The organism is Mycobacterium sp. RTGN5, assembly GCF_033804465.1.
In the GTDB taxonomy this organism is placed as follows: domain Bacteria; phylum Actinomycetota; class Actinomycetes; order Mycobacteriales; family Mycobacteriaceae; genus Mycobacterium.
In genome coordinates this window covers 79,377-98,929 of record NZ_JAPZLA010000007.1, presented here as the reverse complement: position 1 = coordinate 98,929, position 19,553 = coordinate 79,377, and the positions used below count along the sequence as shown (strand labels likewise).

General features: G+C 68.0%; 19 protein-coding genes. 7 read left to right on the top strand and 12 right to left on the bottom strand.

The genetic code is table 11. From position 1 onward, the window contains the following. The first annotated feature begins 78 nt into the window (after positions 1-78). The gene (locus tag SLQ31_RS26105; protein WP_319437047.1) at positions 79-1,419 is read left to right on the top strand and encodes an HNH endonuclease signature motif containing protein; all 1,341 of its coding nucleotides are present in this window, start codon (positions 79-81) and stop codon (positions 1,417-1,419) included. On the opposite strand, the gene SLQ31_RS26100 is transcribed toward SLQ31_RS26105, so the two are convergent. The 8 genes from SLQ31_RS26100 to SLQ31_RS26065 all read right to left on the bottom strand — a co-directional run bounded on the left by SLQ31_RS26100 (position 1,416) and on the right by SLQ31_RS26065 (position 8,663). Further along, positions 1,416-1,859: a hypothetical protein gene (locus tag SLQ31_RS26100; protein ID WP_319437046.1), complete on the bottom strand. Its 444-nt coding sequence runs from the start codon at positions 1,857-1,859 to the stop codon at positions 1,416-1,418. The two genes, SLQ31_RS26105 and SLQ31_RS26100, sit on opposite strands and share 4 nt — an antisense overlap. A gap of 2 nt (positions 1,860-1,861) precedes the next feature. Further along, entirely contained in the window at positions 1,862-3,085 is a 1,224-nt protein-coding gene (locus tag SLQ31_RS26095) for an O-succinylhomoserine sulfhydrylase (protein ID WP_319437045.1), read from the bottom strand. After that, positions 3,082-3,495: a rhodanese-like domain-containing protein gene (locus SLQ31_RS26090; protein ID WP_319437044.1), complete on the bottom strand. Its 414-nt coding sequence runs from the start codon at positions 3,493-3,495 to the stop codon at positions 3,082-3,084. The genes SLQ31_RS26095 and SLQ31_RS26090 overlap by 4 nt, the downstream gene beginning before the upstream one ends. Before the next feature lie 44 nt (positions 3,496-3,539). After that, positions 3,540-3,980 carry a lumazine-binding protein gene (locus SLQ31_RS26085; protein WP_319437043.1) on the bottom strand — a complete coding sequence of 147 codons (441 nt, stop codon included), beginning with the start codon at positions 3,978-3,980 and terminating at the stop codon, positions 3,540-3,542. Next, entirely contained in the window at positions 3,977-5,155 is a 1,179-nt protein-coding gene (gene purT, locus SLQ31_RS26080) for a formate-dependent phosphoribosylglycinamide formyltransferase (RefSeq protein WP_319437042.1), read from the bottom strand. The genes SLQ31_RS26085 and purT overlap by 4 nt, the downstream gene beginning before the upstream one ends. Before the next feature lie 21 nt (positions 5,156-5,176). Continuing rightward, positions 5,177-6,292: an AAA family ATPase gene (locus SLQ31_RS26075; protein WP_319437041.1), complete on the bottom strand. Its 1,116-nt coding sequence runs from the start codon at positions 6,290-6,292 to the stop codon at positions 5,177-5,179. A gap of 52 nt (positions 6,293-6,344) precedes the next feature. After that, the gene (locus SLQ31_RS26070; RefSeq protein ID WP_319437040.1) at positions 6,345-8,054 is read right to left on the bottom strand and encodes an alkaline phosphatase family protein; all 1,710 of its coding nucleotides are present in this window, start codon (positions 8,052-8,054) and stop codon (positions 6,345-6,347) included. Positions 8,055-8,189: 135 nt separating this feature from the next. After that, complete coding sequence (locus SLQ31_RS26065) at positions 8,190-8,663, bottom strand: MarR family winged helix-turn-helix transcriptional regulator (RefSeq protein WP_319437039.1); 474 nt, start codon at positions 8,661-8,663, stop codon at positions 8,190-8,192. Between the two features lie 60 nt (positions 8,664-8,723). Between SLQ31_RS26065 and SLQ31_RS26060 the strand changes: the two genes are divergently transcribed. Then, on the top strand, positions 8,724-10,835 hold the full coding sequence (locus SLQ31_RS26060; RefSeq protein WP_319437038.1) for an MMPL family transporter: 2,112 nt from the start codon (positions 8,724-8,726) through the stop codon (positions 10,833-10,835). Then, on the top strand, positions 10,832-12,037 hold the full coding sequence (locus SLQ31_RS26055; RefSeq protein WP_319437037.1) for a cytochrome P450: 1,206 nt from the start codon (positions 10,832-10,834) through the stop codon (positions 12,035-12,037). Before SLQ31_RS26060 ends, SLQ31_RS26055 begins: the two co-directional genes overlap by 4 nt. Positions 12,038-12,040: 3 nt before the next feature. Here the strand turns inward: SLQ31_RS26055 and SLQ31_RS26050 are convergent, their stop codons facing one another. The 3 genes from SLQ31_RS26050 to SLQ31_RS26040 are packed head-to-tail and all read right to left on the bottom strand — an operon-like array spanning position 12,041 to position 14,700. Then, positions 12,041-12,721, bottom strand: coding sequence for a hypothetical protein (locus SLQ31_RS26050; RefSeq protein WP_319437036.1), 681 nt, complete (start codon positions 12,719-12,721; stop codon positions 12,041-12,043). An 18-nt stretch (positions 12,722-12,739) separates the two neighbouring features. Further along, entirely contained in the window at positions 12,740-13,405 is a 666-nt protein-coding gene (locus SLQ31_RS26045; protein ID WP_319437035.1) for a PaaI family thioesterase, read from the bottom strand. Further along, on the bottom strand, positions 13,402-14,700 hold the full coding sequence (locus tag SLQ31_RS26040; RefSeq protein WP_319437034.1) for an adenylosuccinate synthase: 1,299 nt from the start codon (positions 14,698-14,700) through the stop codon (positions 13,402-13,404). The genes SLQ31_RS26045 and SLQ31_RS26040 overlap by 4 nt, the downstream gene beginning before the upstream one ends. Before the next feature lie 69 nt (positions 14,701-14,769). On the opposite strand from SLQ31_RS26040, the gene SLQ31_RS26035 reads away from it, so the two are divergent. The 4 genes from SLQ31_RS26035 to SLQ31_RS26020 all read left to right on the top strand — a co-directional run bounded on the left by SLQ31_RS26035 (position 14,770) and on the right by SLQ31_RS26020 (position 19,106). Then, entirely contained in the window at positions 14,770-15,378 is a 609-nt protein-coding gene (locus tag SLQ31_RS26035; RefSeq protein ID WP_319437033.1) for a peptidase M50, read from the top strand. Positions 15,379-15,414: 36 nt separating this feature from the next. Next, complete coding sequence (locus tag SLQ31_RS26030; RefSeq protein WP_319437032.1) at positions 15,415-16,194, top strand: site-2 protease family protein; 780 nt, start codon at positions 15,415-15,417, stop codon at positions 16,192-16,194. Positions 16,195-16,437: 243 nt separating this feature from the next. Next, the gene (locus SLQ31_RS26025; protein WP_319437031.1) at positions 16,438-17,334 is read left to right on the top strand and encodes a cation diffusion facilitator family transporter; all 897 of its coding nucleotides are present in this window, start codon (positions 16,438-16,440) and stop codon (positions 17,332-17,334) included. Positions 17,335-17,339: 5 nt separating this feature from the next. Further along, positions 17,340-19,106, top strand: coding sequence for an FUSC family protein (locus tag SLQ31_RS26020; protein WP_319437030.1), 1,767 nt, complete (start codon positions 17,340-17,342; stop codon positions 19,104-19,106). On the opposite strand, the gene SLQ31_RS26015 is transcribed toward SLQ31_RS26020, so the two are convergent. Continuing rightward, positions 19,103-19,519: a DUF3151 domain-containing protein gene (locus tag SLQ31_RS26015; protein WP_319437029.1), complete on the bottom strand. Its 417-nt coding sequence runs from the start codon at positions 19,517-19,519 to the stop codon at positions 19,103-19,105. The genes SLQ31_RS26020 and SLQ31_RS26015 overlap by 4 nt on opposite strands. Positions 19,520-19,553: the final 34 nt, after the last annotated feature.

Here is a 19,553-nt window from a genome sequence, read left to right as displayed (position 1 = left end):
CTTATCCACAGTTCGGGATTGATCCCCAGATTGCTTTTGGACGCAGTTTTTGTCGGCGGGTGGGCATAGTATTCGAACATGAGTTCGATCGACTCTGTGTTGGACGCTCTCGACGATGTCGTCGGGGAGCTGGCCACGATCGATCTCTTGACGCTGCCCCCGCCGAAGCGGTTCGCGGTATTGGACCGGATGGAAACCGCCCAGCGGCTGCAGGCGGCGATCTCTCACGCCGGGGTCGCCCGGTTGGAGCAATTCGAAGGCTGCCCACCGGTCGGGATCGCCTTGGCTGATGCGTTGCGGATCAGTCCCCCCGAAGCACGACGCCGGATCCGCGACGCCGAACAGCTCGCGCCGCGCACCACGCTGACCGGGGAACCGCTGCCGCCGCTGCTGCCCGAAACGTCGGTGGCCTGGCACCGCGGGGAGTTGGATCGCGAGCACCTGCGGGTGATCCAGAAGTTCTTCCACGACCTGCCCGACCACGTGCCGGCGGTGGAGGTCGAGAAGGCCGAGAAATCGTTGGCGGGGCATGCGGTGAATCTGCGTCCGGATCAGTTGGCGAAGGTCGCCTACCGGTTGGCGCTGCATCTCAATCCCGACGGGACGTTCTCCGATGAAGACCGCGCCCGCAAACGCGGATTCGTATGGTGTGGCGGGCAACACGTCGATGGCATGAGCGTCGGCAAGCTGATCGCCGACCCGGAGTTGCGCTCAGAGCTCGACGCCTGGATGGCCAAATTCGCCGCACCGGGCATGGGCAATCCCGCCGACGACAACCCCACCGTCAACCCCTCCGATGAGATCGTCGAGCGGGATGCGCGCAGTCATGGCCAACGTCAGCATGACGCCCTCAAAGCCCTGGTGCGCGGACAACTCGGGGACCCGAAATTCGGACAACACAACGGGTTACCCGTCACGGTGATCGTGACCGCCACCCTGCAAGACCTCCAAAACAAAACCGGCTACGGCATCACCGCCAGCGGCGCCGTGGTCGCGATCTCAGACGTGATCCGGGTGAGCGCCCACGCCTACCACTACCTCGCCCTGTTCGACGGAGTCACCGGCAGAGCGTTGTGGCTCGGGCGCACCAAACGCATCGCTTCTGCCGACCAACGAATCATCCTGCACGCCAAGGACCGTGGCTGCACCCGACCCGGCTGCGACGCCCCCGGCTACCACTCCGTTGTCCACCACGCCGCAAAAGACTGGAAAAACGGCGGCAACACCGACATCAACGACCTCACCCTGGCCTGCCCGCCCGACAACCAACTCGTCGAAACCGGCGGCTGGGACACCCAAATACTTCCCAACGGCCAAACCCAATGGCTCCCACCCCCAGGACTCCCCATGCTCAAAGGCGGCACCAACGACTACCACCACCCCGAACGGCTACTCCCCAAAGACGACGAAAAGGATTAGCCCAGCACGGGTACGGCGTCGCCGGGCCGGTAGTTCTCGACCGCCGCGATGTGCGCCAGCAGGACTTCCGGCTCGACGGTGTAGAGCGCGCCCTCGTCCTCACCGGCCGTGCCGACGAGGATGGCCGTGACCCGTTCGGGAAAGTCGTCGTCGGCCCCCGATGCCGTGATCCAGATTCGAGTGACCGGCTCGTGTGCGTCATCGGCGACGGCGGCGGCCGACGGCTCGTAGAACCAGCTGATCAAGGTCTCGGTGGAGAACTCGGCGTCGAATGTCCAGCCGCGGGCGGTCAGCCACTCGTCGAAGGTCTCGACCGCCTGTGCGAGTTCGACATCCACGTCGTCGAGAGAGTCCTTGACCTCGTCGGGCAGCCACCGCACGTCGCGGGCGCCCTGCCGCTTTTTGCGGCGGGCCTTCTTCGCGTCGGAGTTGCGTGACACTGCTAGCTCAGCGCGCGATCCAGGTCGGCGATCAAATCCTCGGTGCCTTCCAGCCCCACCGAGATTCGCACCACCCCGTCGCCGAGCCCGATCGAGGCGCGGCCCTCGGGGCCCATCGCGCGGTGGGTGGTGGTCGCCGGATGCGTGATCAGCGACTTGGCGTCACCGAGGTTGTTCGAGATGTCGATCACCTGCAGCTTGTCGAGCACCTCGAACGCCCGTTGCTTGCCGCCATCCAGTTCGAAGGTCACGACGGTGCCTCCGCCGCGCATCTGCCGCTTGGCCAGATCGAACTGAGGATGCGATTCCAGGAACGGGTATTTCACCCAGTTCACGCCGGTCTGTGCTTCCAGGAACTCGGCGATGAGCTGGGCGGAGCGGTTCGAATAATCCACCCGCACCGACATGGTCTCCAGGCCCTTGAGTAGCACCCAGGCATTGAAGGCGGACAGCGCAGGCCCGGTGTGTCGCATCAGCTTCTGCACGGGACCGTCGATGTATTCCTTGTCGCCCAGGATCGCCCCGCCGAGCACCCGGCCCTGACCGTCGATGTGCTTGGTGCCCGAGTACACCACCACGTCCACCCCGAGCGGAAAGCCCTGCTGCAGCAGCGGAGTGGCAAAGACGTTGTCCAGCACCACTTTTGCCCCTGCGGCGTGCGCCATCTCCGATACCGCGGCGATGTCGACCAGCGACTGCATCGGGTTGGACGGCGTCTCGAAGAACACCGCCTGCGTCGGCTTGGAGAGCGCCTCCTCCCACTGGGAGAGGTCTTCGCCGTCGACGAAGACGGTCTCGACGCCCCAGCGCGGCAGGATCTCGTTGCACACCACGAAGCACGAGCCGAACAGGCTGCGCGCGGCCACCAGTCGATCGCCCGCGCCCAGCAGCGCGCCTAACGAGGTGAACACCGCCGACATCCCCGATGCCGTCGCGAAGCAGGCCGGTGCCCCCTCGACCAGCCGAAGCCGTTCCTCGAACATCGAGATCGTCGGGTTGCCGTAGCGGGAGTAGACGTAGCGGTCGATATCGCCGGTGAACGACTTCTCCGCCTCGGCGGCCGAGGAGTAGACGTACCCGGACGTCAGGTACATCGCCTCAGCGGTCTCCTCGAAGCCCGAGCGCAGCAGCCCACCCCGCACCCCGATGGTCGCCTGGCTGACCCCGTCGGGCAACGGCGCGGGAATCCGCACCGACGGCACAGTCGGTTCGGTCGGTTCGGTCATGACTGCTTCCAGGGCAGGCCGAGCGCACGCCAGCCGTTGCTGCCACGATGGCCGTCCCCGTCAAGCTGGCCTTCGAAGCCGTCAAGCATGTTGTAGGACGGCGCAATTCCGGCGGCGGTGGCCGTCTGGGCCGCGGGGATGGAGCGATTACCGGAGCGACAGATGAAGACGACCGGCCGTTCTCCGGGAGTGACGCCGGCGGCGATCAGGTCGGCGACGAAGTCGTCGTTGCGCTGACCGGTGCCGCGATTCCACTCCACGAACACCACCTTGCGGCCGAGGCTGGACAGATCGGGTACCCCGACCCACCGCCATTCGGCGTCGGTGCGGCAGTCCACCAGGACCGCCTCGGGGTTGTCGCTGAGCAGTTTCCAGCTCGCCTCAGGGGTGATATCTCCTGCGTAACTCACCCGCCCGAGTCTTCCACATCATCCTGGGACGGACGGAATGCTCCCTAGACCGGACCGGGCGAACAGACGGTCCACTCGCCGTTCTCACGCACGAAGTTCATCGGCACCTTGATCTTGTTGTCCGGCGCGTGGTCGAAGTGGTAGACAACGGTGCCGGTGGCCCGATCACCGTCGATTTTCACCTCGCTGATGTCGTCGACGTAGCGCGCACCCTGTGCCGCCTTCGACTTCTGTTGGCGGTCAAGAACTTCGGCTTCGACACCCTGCTGCGCGGTGCAGGTGTACTTGCGGAAGTCCCCGTAGCTGTCCCGCTGCAGGGCATCGTTCTGGCCGACGGCGGCGCGGCCGACTTTCAGGTCCTCGCTCAGCGGCTTGTTGTCATTGAACAGCCAGACGGCCCCGATCACGCCAAGCACCAGCAGGGCAACACCCAGCGCGATCAAAATAGGCATCGGGCTCGCGCCGTCGTCCTCCGGTTCGGTCACGGCTGCCACACCCGGTGCAGCACCGTCGAGACCTGCCGCACCCGATCGCGGGCCACGGTGACGTCGGACCCGGTGGCCAGCGCCACCCCGAGCCGCGACCGTGCCGAGCCGTCGTGGCGGCCCAACAGCCGCACGTCGCTCTCCGGCACCACCAGGGCCTCGGCCAACACCGCGGGGTCGATCTCCGGGGTGTTCGCGCTCTCGTCGGCACCGCCGTAGGTGACCTCCGCGGCGCCCGGCGACACCATGATGGTGTCCACCGGCAGGCCCAGCACGGCCCGGGCGTGCAGCTCGAACTCGGACAGCCGCTGGGTGCGCAGCGTGACCAGCCCGCTGTCGTACGGACGCACGCTGACGTCGGAGAAATACACTTCGTCGCCGCGAACCAGCAGCTCCACCCCGAAGACCCCGCGGCCGCCCAGCGCCCGCACGATCCGCGCGGCCACCGACTTCGCCGCACCAAGCGCCGCCACGGTCATCTGCTGCGGCTGCCAGGACTCCAGGACACCGCCGTCGAGCTGGCGGTGCCCGATCGGCTCGCAGAAGTGCAGGGCGGGACCTGCGGGTCCATCGGTGCGCACGGTCAGCAAGGTGACCGCGTAGTCGATCTCGACGACGGTCTCGGCCAGCACGCGGTTGTGCGGGACCCGGCCGCCGGCCGCAACGGCGCGCTGCCAGGCGGGCTCGACGTCCTCAGGACGCAGCAGCACCGACTGACCCTGACCGGGCGTCCCGATCACCGGCTTGACCACCAGCGGGAACCCGGCGTGCTCGGCAACGGCGGTCAGCTCATCGACGGACCCGGCGAACCAGAACGGCGCGGTCGGCAGACCCAGTTCGTCGGCGGCCAGCCGGCGCATCCCCTCCCGGTCCAGGCTCAGCTGGGTGGCATAGACACCGGGCACGACCTGGGTGGTTCCGCCGTCCGCGGCGGCCCGCAGCGCGTCGATGGCCACCTCGTTGGTGTCGACGACGACGTAGGCCGGCTCGACTCGGGCGATGGCGGCGGTCAGTTCCTCGGGGTCGGTGATCTTGACGACGAGCGCCTCGTCGGCGACGTCGTGGGCCGGCGCCTCGGCGTACCGATCGACGGCGACCACCTCGGCCCCGAGCCGCTGGAAAGCCAGCACCAGCTCGCGGCTCAGCTCACCAGACCCGACCAGCATCACACGCATGATGCCCAAGGATAGGTGGGCTCATCCCCGGGCAGGCCAGTGCCAGGACGGCTCGTCGAGCAGACCCTGGCCGACGATCGCCGTCTGACCCGATTCCTTGACGAGCTCGATGGCGTTCACCTCGCGCTGCTGGCGACGCAGCGCCTCGACCAACGCGTCGGCGTGAGTGACGACCAAGACCTGGGATCGCTCCGAGGACCGGGCGATCAGCGCGGCCAGCGCGGGCAGCAGGTCGGGGTGCAGGCTGGCCTCCGGCTCGTTGAGCACGGTCAGCTCGGCCGGCCTCGGGGTGAGCAACGCGGCAACCCACAGCAGATACCGCAGCGTGCCGTCGGAGAGTTCGGCCGCCGTCAGTGCCCGCAGCATCCCGGGCTGGCGCAGGGTGACCTCGAAGCGGCCGTCGCTGTTGCGGATCTCCACCCGGCTGCCGGCAAACGCGTCGTCGACCGCCTCGGCCAGCGCGCGAGAATCGCCCACCTCGGCGATGGTCTGCAGTGCCGCGGCGAGATCAGCGCCGTCATGACTCAAAACCATTGTCCGCGTGCCGATCTGGGGCCGTCGGGCGGGCGCGGCATTGTCGGTCCTGACATGGTCGTAGAACCGCCAGGACCGCACCCGTTCGCGCAGTGCCAAAAGTTCGGGTGCCGCCTGCGGGTCGGCGACCTCGCTGAGCATGCTGTCGAACGGCCGCAGAGTGGCCGCGGTGCGCCACTCACCTTCGGCGTCGCGGAGCAGAACCACCGGACCGGATCGCTGCGCCAGCAGCGCCGACGGCCGCAACACCGGGCCGGCCCACACGGCTTCCGACTTGATCTCCGGATCCAGGTTGAACTCGGATTTGCCGGGGACGGGCATCCCGAAATCCACCGCGTAGCCGAAATCCTCGCCCGCGAAGCCCAGCTTGAGGCTCACCGGACCCTTTTCGCCCTGCCCGGCCCACATCGTCGAACTCAGCCCACCTTCGCGCGCCAGCGCGTTGACCGAGCCGTTGCGCGCCGAGTCGGCCAGCAGCCGCAGCGCCCGGTACAGGCTGGACTTGCCCGAGCCGTTGGGGCCGGTGACGACATTGCAGCCGCGCAGCGGCACGACCAGCCGGCGTAGCGAGCGGTAGTTCTCCACGGCCACGGTGTCGAGCACGGTCCCACCTAACCAGGAGGGGCCGACAGTCTCACTGTGGCTCTAGACGGCTCTAGACCGCCAGGGCCTCGAGGCTCGGCACCGCAGGCGCTGGCGGCGCGGGCGGCAAGGGCTGAACGCCCGGCACCGTCGTGTACGGCCACAGGTCCGGCGGGATGATCTGGTTGCCCGTCACGCCCGTCAGCCGCGCGATGATCTGCGCCGGGATGTTCACCGCCTGGTAGAGCAGGGCGCCGATGAACTGGATCGGCAGCTTCAGTGGTCCGGACATGTCCGCGGTGAGGCCGTTGAAGACGGTGTACACGAAATAGGGCACGAACCCGACGATGGTCCGGAGGTCCAGCGCGATGTTGGTGACGACGTTGGGATAGCCGTACATGTTGATGGCGTCGGTGAGCGCCTGGTTGATCCCGTCGAAGCCGGGCACGACGGGCTTGTAATTGCTTGCGCTGAGGTCCATCAGCGGGTTGCCCGCCGAATAGGACGGGGGCGTCAACCCGAACAATGCGTCCACGGTGGGGGTGATGTCGATGTTGGAATAGGTGTTGTTGATCGCCCCCGGCTCGAAGCCCGGTCCGTTGGCGATCACGAAAGTGGTTGTTTCCCAGGGCGTCTGGAAGCCATGGGCCCGCATATCGGAGCCCAGCCTGATGGTCGGCCACGGCACCTGGCCATGGTCGGTGGTCACCAGCACCGTCCACTTTTCGGTGGGGTGCAAGGTGTTCCAGTCGTCGACTGCTTGCATGATGTCGCCGACGTTCTGGTCGACATTGGTCAGCGCCGCGGCGTACTGCGGCGACCCGGCGTCGGACTCGTGCCCGGTGTCGTCGACCCCGACGAAGTAGGTGAAATTGAAGCTGGAGACCCCGGCGGTGGTGCCGTTGATCGCGTCGACGCTCGCCTGACCGACGAGGTCGTCGGTGTCCAGCCAGCTGTTGTTGTACTTGGGGAAGAACTTGATCACGTCGGCCGGTAACGCACCGGCGCCGGCGATCTGAGCGATGTTCTCCCAGTCGGCGATCGCCGTGGTTTGGATGGACGGGTCATAGGCCTCGAGCTGATTGAAGACCGTCGGCCACTTGTCGTAGGTCCACGGCGTGAAGACGTTGTTGAACAGACCCGTCTTCTCGCTCCACACACCCGTCAAGATCCCCGTCCACGACGGGTTGGACATCGTGGTGTGCCCGACCATCGTCGACGCGGCGGTGGTGCCGGTGCTCATCAGGGCCTGCAGGTTCACGTTGTCGGGGTTGGACAGGATCGCACTGAGATTCGTGCCGTCGATCCCGATCACCAGCACGTGCGTCGGCGTACCCGCCGCCAGGGTGCTGACCGATCCCCCTTTGTTCGCCGCGGCCACGCGGGTTGCGGTCATCACCACGCCGCGGCGACTGTTCCCCACCGCCGGGGACGCCGTCGAGGAGGCCGCTGCGGACGACGACGGCGGAACGATGCCCAGTGTCGACAGGGCCAGCGAGAGTGCCGCTGCCGCAGGCGATGTCGTCGTACGTCCGGAGGACGTGGTCTTGCCGCTCGTCGCCGAGGACTTAGCCGGTTGGCTCACCGCGCCGGTGGTGCGCTGCGGCTGGGTGCGGGTGCGGACTTTCGGTCCGGCGCTGGCGGAGCTGGCCTTGGCGGCCCCTGCCGACGGACCGGCATCGCTGCCGGTATCGGCGTAGGCGACTGCCGTCGCAACCGACGTTCCCAGGCCGAAGAGGCCCGCCGCCGCGACACCAACGCACAGTTGTTTGGCTCGACTCATTGCCCGCTCCCGACCTCGTTCGAAACGACCCACGGCGACAGGTGCGGGCAACCACCTGGACGCTCAAGACCCGTTCGCCTGCAATATCTTCACCCCTGGTGGGCGAAGTCCGCAGCCAAGTTCGCAAACCTGGCGTCAGGAACCCAGATCGGCGCGGAAGTCGGTCATCGCGCCCAGCACGGCGGTGAACACCCGGTGGGCGGCAGCGAGATCCTCGTCGGGTAGGTCGGCCAGCACGCGGTGGGTGTGGGTGGCCAGCGGAGTGAAGAACGCCCGGCCCACTTCGATGCCGTGGTCGGCGTATCGCAAGATCACCTTGCGGCGGTCGGCCGGGTCGGAGTCGCGGCGCAGATGCCCCGATTCGATCATCCGCTCGACGAGGTAGGTGATGCCGGCACCGGACAGCCCCATCCGGGTGCGCAGTTCCCCAGAAGTCAGCGGTGTGCCGGCGTTCTCGGCGACCATGATGTGCACCAGCGCCCGGAAATCATTCGCAGACAGCCGGTGGACGCCGGCGAACGCCCGGCCGATCTGGTCGGATTCGGCCGACAGTGCCTGAACGTCGGCGACCACGGCCGACTCCAGCTCGGTTCGGCCAGCGTCATCCATCCCACCAGGCTATCCGTTAAGTAGATGAACTGTTAAGAAAATGAAGCTATGTTGGACAATATGCACCGAGGACCCGAGGGCAGGCGACCGCTGTGGGATCGCATCGGCGAACTGGTCAGCAACCGGCATTCCTGGCTGCTGGCGCTGATCGTCGCGGTCATCGGCGGCGGCCTGATGGGCGCCATCGGGCAGAGCGCCTCGGCCGAGCAATCTCCGGTGTCCCTGCCGCCCGGCGCGGAGTCGGCCAAGGTCGCGGCATTACTGAAGGAGTTTCCCGGCGGCGAGTCGGCGCCGGTGATCCTGGTGGTCACCCGCACCGACGGCGGGTCGCTGACGCCGGCCGACCTGGACGCTGCCGAGGCGGCGCGCGGGCGCGTCGTCGCCGCGGCCGGCGCTGCGGGTCCGCCGATCCCGGTAGCCGCCTCGGACGACGGCAAGGCCGCGCTCGCCCCCGTGCCGATCGCCACCAATTTGTCCGGCTTCGCGCTCAGCGACAAGGTCAAGGCACTGCGGCAGGCCGGCAAAGCCGGGCTGCCCGGCGATCTGGCGGTCAGTGTCACCGGTGGGCCGGCGTTCGGCGCGGACATCGCCAATGCGTTCGCCGGGGCCAACATCACCCTGCTGGCGGTCACCGGCGCGGTGGTCGCGCTGCTGCTGATCGTCACCTACCGGTCGCCGGTGCTGTGGCTGGTGCCGCTGCTGGTGATCGCGTTGGCCGACCGGGTGGCCGCCGTACTGGGTTCGGCCATTGCCGAGGCCACCGGTCTGGCCGCTGACGGTTCGACGTCGGGCATCACCAGCGTGCTGGTGTTCGGCGCGGGCACCAACTATGCGCTGCTGCTGATCTCGCGCTACCGGGAGGAGTTGCGGCACACACCCCGCCACCGCGAGGCGCTGCGCACGGCGGTCCGGTTCGCCGGCCCGGCGATCGCCGCCAGCAATGCCACCGTGGTGCTGGCCCTGCTGACGCTGCTGTTCGCGTCGTCGCCCAGTACCCGCAGCCTCGGGGTGCAAGCCGCGTCGGGTCTGCTGATCGCCGCGGTGTTCGTGCTGCTGATGCTGCCGCCACTTTTGGCATTGTTCGGCCCGAAGTTGTTCTGGCCGTTCATCCCTCGCCACAGCACCGAGGAGATCACCGACACCGGGGCCTGGCATCGGGTCGCGGACTGGGTCTCCCACCATGCCGGGCGGGTCACCGTCGTGGCCACCGCGGTGCTGGCCGTGCTGGCCACCGGCCTGGTGGCAACCCCGGTGGGGCTCAACCAGATCGATCAGTTCCGGGTCAGCGCGGACTCGGTGGCCGGCTACCGGACGCTGGCCGCGCACTTCCCCAGCGGGCTCACCGACCCGACCCGCGTGATCGGCAGCACTGACGGGAGTGCGGCGGTCAACCAGGCGATCCTGGCCACCCCTGGCGTCGTCTCGGCCAACCCGGCGGGTCAAACCGCCACCGGGCTGACCCAATGGCAGGTCGTCGTCAACGCCGAACCGGCGTCGGCGGCTTCCTTCGATACCATTGCTGCCCTTCGGGATTCGGTACACCGGGTCGACCCCGGCGGATTGGTGGGCGGCTCAGATGCCCAGGCGTTGGACGCCAGGAACGCCGCGGTCCACGATCGCTGGATGGTGATCCCCGCCATCCTGATCGTGGTGCTCGCGGTGCTGTACATCCTCCTTCGGGCCGCGCTGGCGCCCTTGGTGCTGGTGGCGGCCACCGTGCTGTCCACGATGGCTGCCATCGGGTTGGGCGGGTGGGTCGGTGTGCACGTGCTCGGATTTGCGGCACTGGACAACACCACGCCGCTGTTCGCATTCCTGTTCCTGGTCGCGCTCGGGGTGGACTACACGATCTTCCTGGTCACTCGCGCCCGTGAGGAGACACCGCAATTCGGCACCCGCGGTGGGATCGTGCGAGCGGTGTCGGCGACCGGAGCGGTGATCACCAGCGCGGGCATCGTGCTGGCCGCGGTGTTCGCCGTGCTCGGCGTGCTGCCGCTGATCGTGATGACCCAACTGGGCATCATCGTGGGCCTTGGCATCCTGCTGGACACCTTCGTGGTGCGCACGGTCGTGATCCCGGCGTTGTTCACCCTGATCGGGCCGGCGATCTGGTGGCCGGCGTTCACTCGATCCGAAATCGACCCCGCCGAGGGGCGTAACGTCGTGGGATGACCCACGCCGCCGCGCTGCCGCCACTACATATGCGGCGCAACGGGTTCGACCCGACACCCGAACTGCGCGACATCCGCGACAGCAGCGGTGTGGTCACCGCCGTCAACGCGTTCGGCATGCAGGTGTACCTGATCACCCGCTATGACGACATCAAGGCGGTGCTCTCCGATCACGAGCACTTCTCCAACGCCAGGCCACCCGGTTTCGTGGTGCCCGGCGCGCCGCAATTGGCCGAGGACGACCAGGCCGCCGCGCGGGCCGGCAACCTGCTGGCCCTCGACCCGCCCCAGCACAACAGGCTGCGCCGGATGCTCACCGGCGAGTTCACCGTGCGCAGGATGAAGGCGCTCGAGCCGCGCATCGTCGAGATCGTCACCGCCCGCCTCGACGCGATCGAACAAGCAGGCGCCCCAGCCGATCTGGTGGCCGACTTCGCCCTGCCGATCCCCTCTTTGGTGATCTGCGAGCTGCTCGGCGTCCCGTACGCCGATCGCGACGATTTCCAGCGCCGCAGCGCGCGCCAGCTCGACCTGTCCATTCCGATCCCCGAACGCCTGGAGTTGGTGCGGGCCGGCCGCGAGTACATGGGTTCGTTGGTGGCCTCGGCTCGCCGTGCGCCCCGCGAGGACATGCTCGGCATGCTGGTGCGCGAGCACGGCGATGAACTCAGCGACGACGAGCTGATCGGGATTTCCGCGCTGCTGCTGCTCGCCGGGCACGAGACGACGTCGAACATGCTGGGGCTGGGCACGCTGGCGCTGCTGCGGCACCCCGAGCAGCTCGCGGCCGTGCGCGACGACCCGGACGCGGTGGCCCCGGCCGTCGAGGAACTCCTGCGCTGGCTGTCGATCGTGCACAGCAGCATCCCGCGGATCACCACCGCGGACGTCGCGATCGCCGGGGTCGACATCGCGGCCGGCAGCCTGGTGCTGGCGGCACTGGTGTCGGGCAACCGGGATGCGGCGTTCGTCGATGACCCGGATGTGCTGGACATCAAGCGAGAACTGTTAAGCCACTTGGCCTTCGGTCATGGTGTGCATCACTGCCTTGGCGCGCCACTGGCCCGCATGGAGATGCGGATCGCGTTTCCGGCTCTGCTGCGCCGCTTTCCGCGGCTGGCCTGCGCCGAGTCGTTCGAGGAGATCGAGTTCAAACCGTTCCACTTCATCTACGGCCTGCGGTCACTGCCGGTGACCTGGTGATCCTCAGGGCTCCTCATCGTCATGGAGCCCCTCGAACACACCCGCACGGGTGAGCAGCAGCAGGCTGACGGCCAGCACCCAGATCGGGAACCCCAACGTCAACCACATGCTGATATCGCCGACGATCAACAGCGAAATCGCGAGCAGATAGCTGGCATAAACCAGCCAGCGCGGCATCAATCCGGTGCGCAGCCAGATCGTCGCCAACGACATCATGAACACCGCACCCATCCGCAGGGCATAGGTCTTCGACAGCGCCAGCACGGTCATTTGCCCGAACAGCGCAACCTCCGCGTGACCGGGCTGGTCATGTCCCACCACACCGTTGCTGGCCGCCAGCCCCGCCCCGATCGCGCTCGTCACGAACATCATTGCCAGGAACAGCAATCCGCTGCCCAGGAACACGGTGGAGAAGAACCGGTCTTCGAGCCGGCCCAGGTTGTCGCGCACGACGGCGATGAACCACAGGAAGCTGATCCCCGCGAACGGCATCAGCATCGCGGCGATCTTCATCTTGCCGTCCGCGGCATTGAGCCACTCCGAGCCGGGCTCGGCGCCTTCCGGCAACGACGAGCGGATCAGGATCAGGCTGGCGCCGAACAACAACGCGAACGCCACACCGGCCGCGGCGGCTGCCCGCGGGGTGGTCAGGGTTTTCAGTGTTGACGAGCGGTTTTCTTGCACGTCGTCATGGTGACAGACTCAGGGCTGTCCGGGCAGCAATCGCACCATCAAGCCGTGCGATTCGGCACAGAGTGTGCCGTCCGGATCTCTCAGCTCGGCATTGACGAAGGCCTTGCGCCCCTCGGCTTCCCGCAGCCAGCCACGCACCGTCAGGTCGGTGTCGATCGGGGTGACGTTGCGGTAGTCGACGTGCAGGAAGGCGGTCCGGCTGATCGGGCGCCCGGTCGCGTGGATCACCATCCCGAATACCGAGTCGAACATCAGCGGCAGCACACCACCGTGCACGGCGTAGTTGCCGCCGACGTGAAACCGGCTGAAACGCACCGTCAACTCGACAGCCTCGGCATCGAACTTGGTCACGCGGTATGGCGCCATCAGCAGGCTGCCCGCGCCGGGCAGGCTGGGCACCCGGTTGGCCGGGCCGATACCTTCCGCGGCTTCGGACGGGGCCAGCAGCGCCACCAGTTCCTCCACCCGGTCGGCGGCCGCGGTCCAGGTCTCCGGGTCCGGATTGGCCGACACGGCCAGGTCCTGTGCCCGGCGCATCGCGGTCAGGAACCGGCCGAACCCCTCGCCGGGTTGGGCGACTTCGAATTTCGGGAAGCCGCCGTGCTTGTAATAGTCGGGGTCGAGGTCGTGTTCTTCACTTCTGGTCGGCTCTTCGCGCGAGCGCTCATCACTCATCCCCGTGGCGCCAGGATGTCACGGCGCACGATCGTCTGATCCCGCCCCGGGCCCACACCGATGCACGAAACATAGGCTCCGGCAAGCTCTTCCAGCCGCAGCACGTAGTCACGCGCCTTGACCGGCAGGTCCTCGAACTCGCGGGCGGTGGAGATGTCCTCCCACCAGCCGGGCATCTCCTCGTAGATCGGCTCGGCGCGGGCGATATCGCTCTGGGTCATCGGCATCTCGCTGGTGCGCTTGCCATCGACGGTGTAGCCGACGCAGACCGGCACGGTCTCCAGACTGGACAGCACGTCCAGTTTGGTCAGGAAGTAGTCGGTGATGCCGTTGACCCGGGTGGCGTAGCGCGCGATGACCGCGTCGAACCAGCCGCAGCGACGCGGGCGGCCCGTCGTCACGCCGACCTCGCCGCCGGTCTTGGCCAGGTAAGCGCCGTTCTCGTCGAACAGCTCGGTGGGGAACGGGCCCGAGCCGACCCGGGTGGTGTACGCCTTCAGGATGCCGAGCACAGTGGTGATCCGGGTCGGGCCGATCCCCGAACCGACGGCGGCACCGCCGGCTGTCGGATTGGACGACGTGACGTACGGATAGGTGCCGTGGTCGACGTCGAGCAGCGTGCCCTGCGAGCCCTCCAGCAGCACGGTCTCGCCACCCTCCAGCGCGGTGTTGAGGATCAGGCGGGTATCGGCGATGCGGTGCTTGAAGCCTTCAGCCTGGGCCAGCAGCGCCTCGAGGACCTCGTCGGCGTCCAGCGCCTTGCGGTTGTAGATCTTGACCAGCACCTGGTTCTTGAGCTCCAGCGAGGCGCCGATCTTGGCGGCTAGCAGGTCGTGGTCGAGGACGTCGGCGACGCGGATGCCCATCCGGGCGATCTTGTCCTGGTAGCAGGGACCGATGCCGCGGCCGGTGGTGCCGATCTTCTTGCTGCCCATATAGCGCTCGGTGACCTTGTCGATGGCCACGTGATAGGGCATCAGCAGGTGCGCGTCGGCCGAGATCAGCAGCCCCGAGGTGTCGACGCCGCGATCCTCCAGTCCCGCCAGCTCACCGAGCAGCACACCGGGGTCGACGACGACACCGTTGCCGATGACGTTGGTGACCCCGGGCGTCAAGATGCCTGATGGGATGAGGTGAAGTGCGAAGTTCTCGCCTGTCGGCAAGACCACGGTGTGCCCGGCGTTGTTACCGCCTTGGTAGCGCACCACCCATTGGACGCGTCCACCGAGTAGATCGGTGGCTTTTCCTTTGCCCTCGTCACCCCATTGGGCGCCGATGAGGACGATTGCCGGCATCGCGTTTCTCCTGCTTATTGTGGTGCAGCCGGTGACCTACCCTATCGGAGCACAGCACCAGGAGTGTCGTTGACCAACACCGAGATCGCCGTGTTGCGTTTCGGAGGCCGTCGACTGCCCCGCGCGCTGGCCTCGTTGCCCTGTCACGACAGCCCCGATGCGACCGTTATCGACGCTGTCATCGAGGGTGCGTCCCGGGTGGTCGTCGTCGGCTCGGCGGCCGATCTCGCGGCGGTGCTGACCCGGCTGATGCGCACCGAACGCCTTGATGTCGAGGTGGCGTGCGCGTCCCGATGGCGTGGTGCCAGGAGAGCGTTGACCGGTGTGGCGCAACGTATTCCGTTGATACGCGACGAGACGGGCACGGCTCTGGCGGACGCCGCGTTCTGGCTTCCTCCCGCCGACGATCGAGTCATCCACGGTGAGGCCGTCGTCGACGACGACCTGTTGTTCGACGGCAAGGCGACGGCCGTGCGGATCGAGCCGATGGCCGCGATGCCGGGGCTGCGGGCGGCGGTAGTGTCCGGCCGGATGCGTCCGCGACGCTGGCTGACCGGTCGGGCCGTTCAGCTCGGCAGCACCGGCGCCCGCGTCGTACGCGACGGAGTGGCGCTCCCCCGCGAGGCGAAACGCTCGGCGTTCTACCGGCACACCACGGGCTGGCTGCGGGTCTCGTGACCCCAGGTCAGGCGGCATGTCCGGTAGTTTCGTGAGGTGAACATCCGTCCGCTGCACCAGTCAGTGCGGCCCAGCCCCATCTTCCTGGCGATCGTGGCGATCACCGCTGCCGGCGGGGTGCTGGCCTGGCTGGCTGCCGCATCCGTGCGCCCACTGGCCTACGTCGGGGTGTTCATCTTCGTGGTCGCCGGCTGGCTGGTGTCGCTGTGCCTGCACGAGTTCGGCCACGCGTACACGGCCTGGCGGTTCGGCGACCACGACGTCGCGATACGCGGCTATCTGACGCTCAACCCGCTGAAGTACTCCAGCCCGTTGCTGTCGCTGGGCTTGCCGCTGCTGTTCATCGCGCTGGGCGGCATCGGGCTGCCCGGCGGCGCGGTGTATCTCCGCACCGCGTTCATGACCCCGCGTCAGCGCACGCTGGTGAGCCTGGCAGGCCCGGCGGCCAACCTGGTGCTGGCCGTCGTCCTGCTCGCGGTCACCCGGGCGTTCTACGACCCCGACCACGGGGTGTTCTGGTCGGCGGTCGCGTTTCTGGGATTCCTGCAGATCACCGGGCTGCTGCTGAACCTGCTGCCGATCCCCGGACTGGACGGCTACGGGGCGCTGGAACCGCACCTGAGCCCCGAGACGCAGCGCGCGGTGGCACCGGCCAAACAGTTCGGGTTCTTGTTCCTGATCGTCCTGCTGCTGGCCCCGGCATTGAACCAATGGTTCTTCTCGCTGGTGTTCTGGTTCTTCGACCTGTCCGGGGTGCCCGCGCCGCTGGCATCCATCGGATCTCAGCTCACTCGCTTCTGGTCCGCCTGGGTCTGATCGACGCCGGGGCCCTGATTTAACACCGAGACAGGGGGCAGCGATCCCCTCCGTCGTTGCCCCCCGGCTCGGTTCCATCCCCCGGTTGGCAAACTTCAACCTAGCGAGCCGTGAGCCGACTGGGAGCGACTTCGCACTTTTGGTCACAAAGCTTTGGTTCTGAGATTGGTCTGGGACCCACGTCACAGGAACAGTCCGCGCTAACCCTTGCGACATATGCGTCTTTGCGCATATATTTCGGGCATGGGTTCAGGACACGACCACAGCCACGGTGGTGACACGCGGGTGAGCCGGATGCTCATCGCCGCGGGCATCTTGACCGTGTTCTTCGTCATCGAGCTGACCACCGCGCTGATGATCAATTCGATCGCCCTGCTGGCCGACGCCGGCCACATGCTGACCGACCTGGTCGCCATGTTCATGGGGCTGACCGCCGTGCTGCTCGCCCGCCACGGTCCGGCATCGGCGGCCCGCACCTACGGCTGGCATCGCGCCGAGGTGTTCACCGCCGTGGCCAACGCCGTCCTGCTGCTCGGGGTCGCGACGTTCATCCTCTACGAGGCGATCGACCGGCTCGGCGATGCGCCGGCGATCCCCGGCGTCCCGATGATCGTGGTGGCTCTCGCCGGCCTGATCGCCAACTTCGCCGTCATGCTGCTGCTGCGCTCGCAATCCCAGGACAGCCTGGCCGTCAAGGGCGCCTACATGGAGGTCGTGGCCGACACCGTCGGCAGCATCGGCGTGCTGATCGCCGGCATCGTGAACGTGACGACTCACTGGCCCTACGCCGACGTGGTGGTCGCGGTGTTCGTCGCCCTGTGGGTGCTGCCGCGAGCGTTCGGGCTGGCCCGCGCTGCGCTGCGGATCCTGTCCGAATCCTCACCGCAGCACATCGACGTCGACGAGCTGCGCTCCGCACTGGCCGCCGTCGAGGGCGTCAGCGAAGTGCACGATCTACACGTGTGGACGCTGGTGCCCGGCAAGGACATGTGCACCGCTCACCTGACCAGTACCGGGAACTCCGCCCAAGTGCTCGACGACGCGAGAGCGGTGCTCGCCGCTCGCGGCCTGGACCACGCGACCGTGCAGGTCGAGCCGCCCGGATGCGCCGACGGTTGCCCCGAAAAGACCGATTGGTGAGCTAGTTGAGCACTCCGTCGCGCTGGCCCATCGGCCTGCGCGCGGCCATCAGCACGGCCATTCCCGTCACCGCCGGCTGGGCCGCCGGGGCGATGAGTTCCGGGCTGATCGCCACCCTGGGCGCGTTCACCTCGCGCTTCGGCGGCGACCGCCCCTACGCCAACCGCGCGATCGAGCTGGCGATGGTGACGGTGTCACTCGCGGCGGCCGTCGCGCTGGGCGACTGGTCGGCGCAGGTGCCGTGGGTCGGGGTCGCGACGGTGTCGCTGGTCGCGGTGGCGGCGGTATGGCTGTGCAACGCGCTGGCCGTCGGACCGCCAGGGGCGTACGTGTTTGTGGTGGCCTGCGCGGCCGGTATCGGCGTATCGGCGGCTCACCTGACGCCCTGGACGATCGGGGTGCTGGTGCTCGCCGGCGGGGCGGTGGCCTGGCTGGTGCAGATGACCGGCGCGCTGTTCGGCTTCCGACGGCCCGAGCGTGCCGCGGTCGCCGCGGCGGCTGAGGCCGTCGCCGGTTACATCGAGGCCGCCAACTCCCCGCAGGAACGAGCGGCCCGCCACCGCGCTGCCAGCGCGCTGCACAGGTCGTGGAGCGTGCTGGTCAACTATCAGCCGCTGCCGGCGCCGCAGACCAGCGTCCTGCACCGGCTGCGCGCCGCCAACCACGCAGTGCATGTCCTGTTCACCACGGCAGTCACCGCCGCCGCGCAGGGCGACGCCCCGGCCGCGGGGTCGGCCGAGGTGGCCCGTCGAATCGGCGCGCTGCAGCTGGCACCGGAAACCGTCGCGACCCGGGCGGCCGACCGGATCCCGTTGGGCAGCCCGCCCGTGGTGACCGTGCTACGCCGCGCCGTCAGCCCCGGCTCGCACGTCCGCCACATCATGCAGCGGGTCGCCATCGGAGTTCCGCTGGCCGGTGCCGCGGCGATGGCGCTGGGCGTCGACCACGCGTACTGGGCGATGGCGGCCGCGGTGCTGATCCTGCATCAGGGCACCGACCGCAGCCGGACCTTGCGCCGCGGTGCAGAGCGGTTGTTGGGGACCTGGGTGGGCCTCGGGCTGGCCGGGGTGATCCTGTTGCTGCATCCGCACGACCTATGGCTGGTGGTGCTGCTGGCGCTACTGAATTTCATCATCGAGCTACTGGTGGTCCGAAACTACGCGCTGGCAACGGTTTTCATCACGGCGACCGCGCTGACGATCTCGTCGGGAACCCACGCTGTCGACATCGGCCATCTGCTCCTGGCGCGCGGTATCGACACGTTGATCGGCTGCGCGGTCGGAGTGGCGGTCTATCTGGTGGCGGCGCGCCGCCAAGAGTTCACCCGGCTGACCGATGCGATCGGACGCACGCTCGAGGCGGCCGCCGACGTCTTCCCCTACATCGCGGCCGGCGACACCGCCGGGCTAGCGGCCCGCGCGGCCCGGCGGGACCTGCAGATCGCTGCCATCGGGTTGATGGAAGCCGACGAGGCAATGCTGGCCGGCTCGCAGCGGAACCGGGCGATCGCCGAACAGCTGTTACCGGCGGTCGCGGCGAGTGAGCAGCTGGCCTACCGGACGATCGCGGCCTGCTGGACCGTTGAGCACCGCAGCGACGCCGTCGAGTTCGGCCGGTCGCTGTTCGACGAAGGCTCCGCCCAGCCGGATGTCCAGGCACTGCGGGCGCTGGCCGCCGCGGTACGCCGCGGCGATGCACCGCCCGCGCCCGGTGATCCCCCGCCGTTCTTGTCCGACGTCATCACCCAGCTACGCCAGGCACTGGACCGCTAGGCCAGCCCGAGTTCGACCCGAGCAGCCGGGTCGCAGTCGTCGAGCAGATCGATGCAGCGGGCGAACTCCTCGGTCTCCCCGATCGTGTCGGCCGCGCGTGCCAGCGCCGCCACACAGCGCAGGAAGCCGCGGTTCGGTTCGTGGCGGTAGGGCACGGGGCCGAAGCCCTTCCAACCGTTGCGGCGCAGCTGGTCCAGTCCGCGGTGATACCCGGTCCGGGCGTAGGCGTACGCGGTGATCGCCTTGTCGTCGGCCAGCGCGTCCTCCGCCAGCTGCGCCCACGCCACGGAGGCGGACGGGTGAGCGGCGGCCACGATCGCCGGCGTCTCACCGGCCTCGAGTTCAGCTTCGGCCTCGATATCACCGGGCAGCAGCACGGGCTGGGGGCCCAGAAGATCACCAAACGATGTCATTGGCCCATTGTGCCGGTGCCACCGTCAGCGGTTG

What these genes read in the sequence shown, in the direction of transcription:
- SLQ31_RS26055 (WP_319437037.1), top strand. Translation starts at nt 10,832, where the DNA reads ATGACCCACGCCGCCGCGCTGCCGCCACTACATATGCGGCGCAACGGG.
- SLQ31_RS26015 (WP_319437029.1), bottom strand. Translation starts at nt 19,519, where the DNA reads ATGACATCGTTTGGTGATCTTCTGGGCCCCCAGCCCGTGCTGCTGCCC.
- purT (WP_319437042.1), bottom strand. Translation starts at nt 5,155, where the DNA reads ATGCGTGTGATGCTGGTCGGGTCTGGTGAGCTGAGCCGCGAGCTGGTG.
- SLQ31_RS26105 (WP_319437047.1), top strand. Translation starts at nt 79, where the DNA reads ATGAGTTCGATCGACTCTGTGTTGGACGCTCTCGACGATGTCGTCGGG.
- SLQ31_RS26060 (WP_319437038.1), top strand. Translation starts at nt 8,724, where the DNA reads ATGCACCGAGGACCCGAGGGCAGGCGACCGCTGTGGGATCGCATCGGC.
- SLQ31_RS26040 (WP_319437034.1), bottom strand. Translation starts at nt 14,700, where the DNA reads ATGCCGGCAATCGTCCTCATCGGCGCCCAATGGGGTGACGAGGGCAAA.
- SLQ31_RS26095 (WP_319437045.1), bottom strand. Translation starts at nt 3,085, where the DNA reads ATGACCGAACCGACCGAACCGACTGTGCCGTCGGTGCGGATTCCCGCG.
- SLQ31_RS26065 (WP_319437039.1), bottom strand. Translation starts at nt 8,663, where the DNA reads ATGGATGACGCTGGCCGAACCGAGCTGGAGTCGGCCGTGGTCGCCGAC.
- SLQ31_RS26045 (WP_319437035.1), bottom strand. Translation starts at nt 13,405, where the DNA reads ATGAGTGATGAGCGCTCGCGCGAAGAGCCGACCAGAAGTGAAGAACAC.
- SLQ31_RS26025 (WP_319437031.1), top strand. Translation starts at nt 16,438, where the DNA reads ATGGGTTCAGGACACGACCACAGCCACGGTGGTGACACGCGGGTGAGC.
- SLQ31_RS26070 (WP_319437040.1), bottom strand. Translation starts at nt 8,054, where the DNA reads ATGAGTCGAGCCAAACAACTGTGCGTTGGTGTCGCGGCGGCGGGCCTC.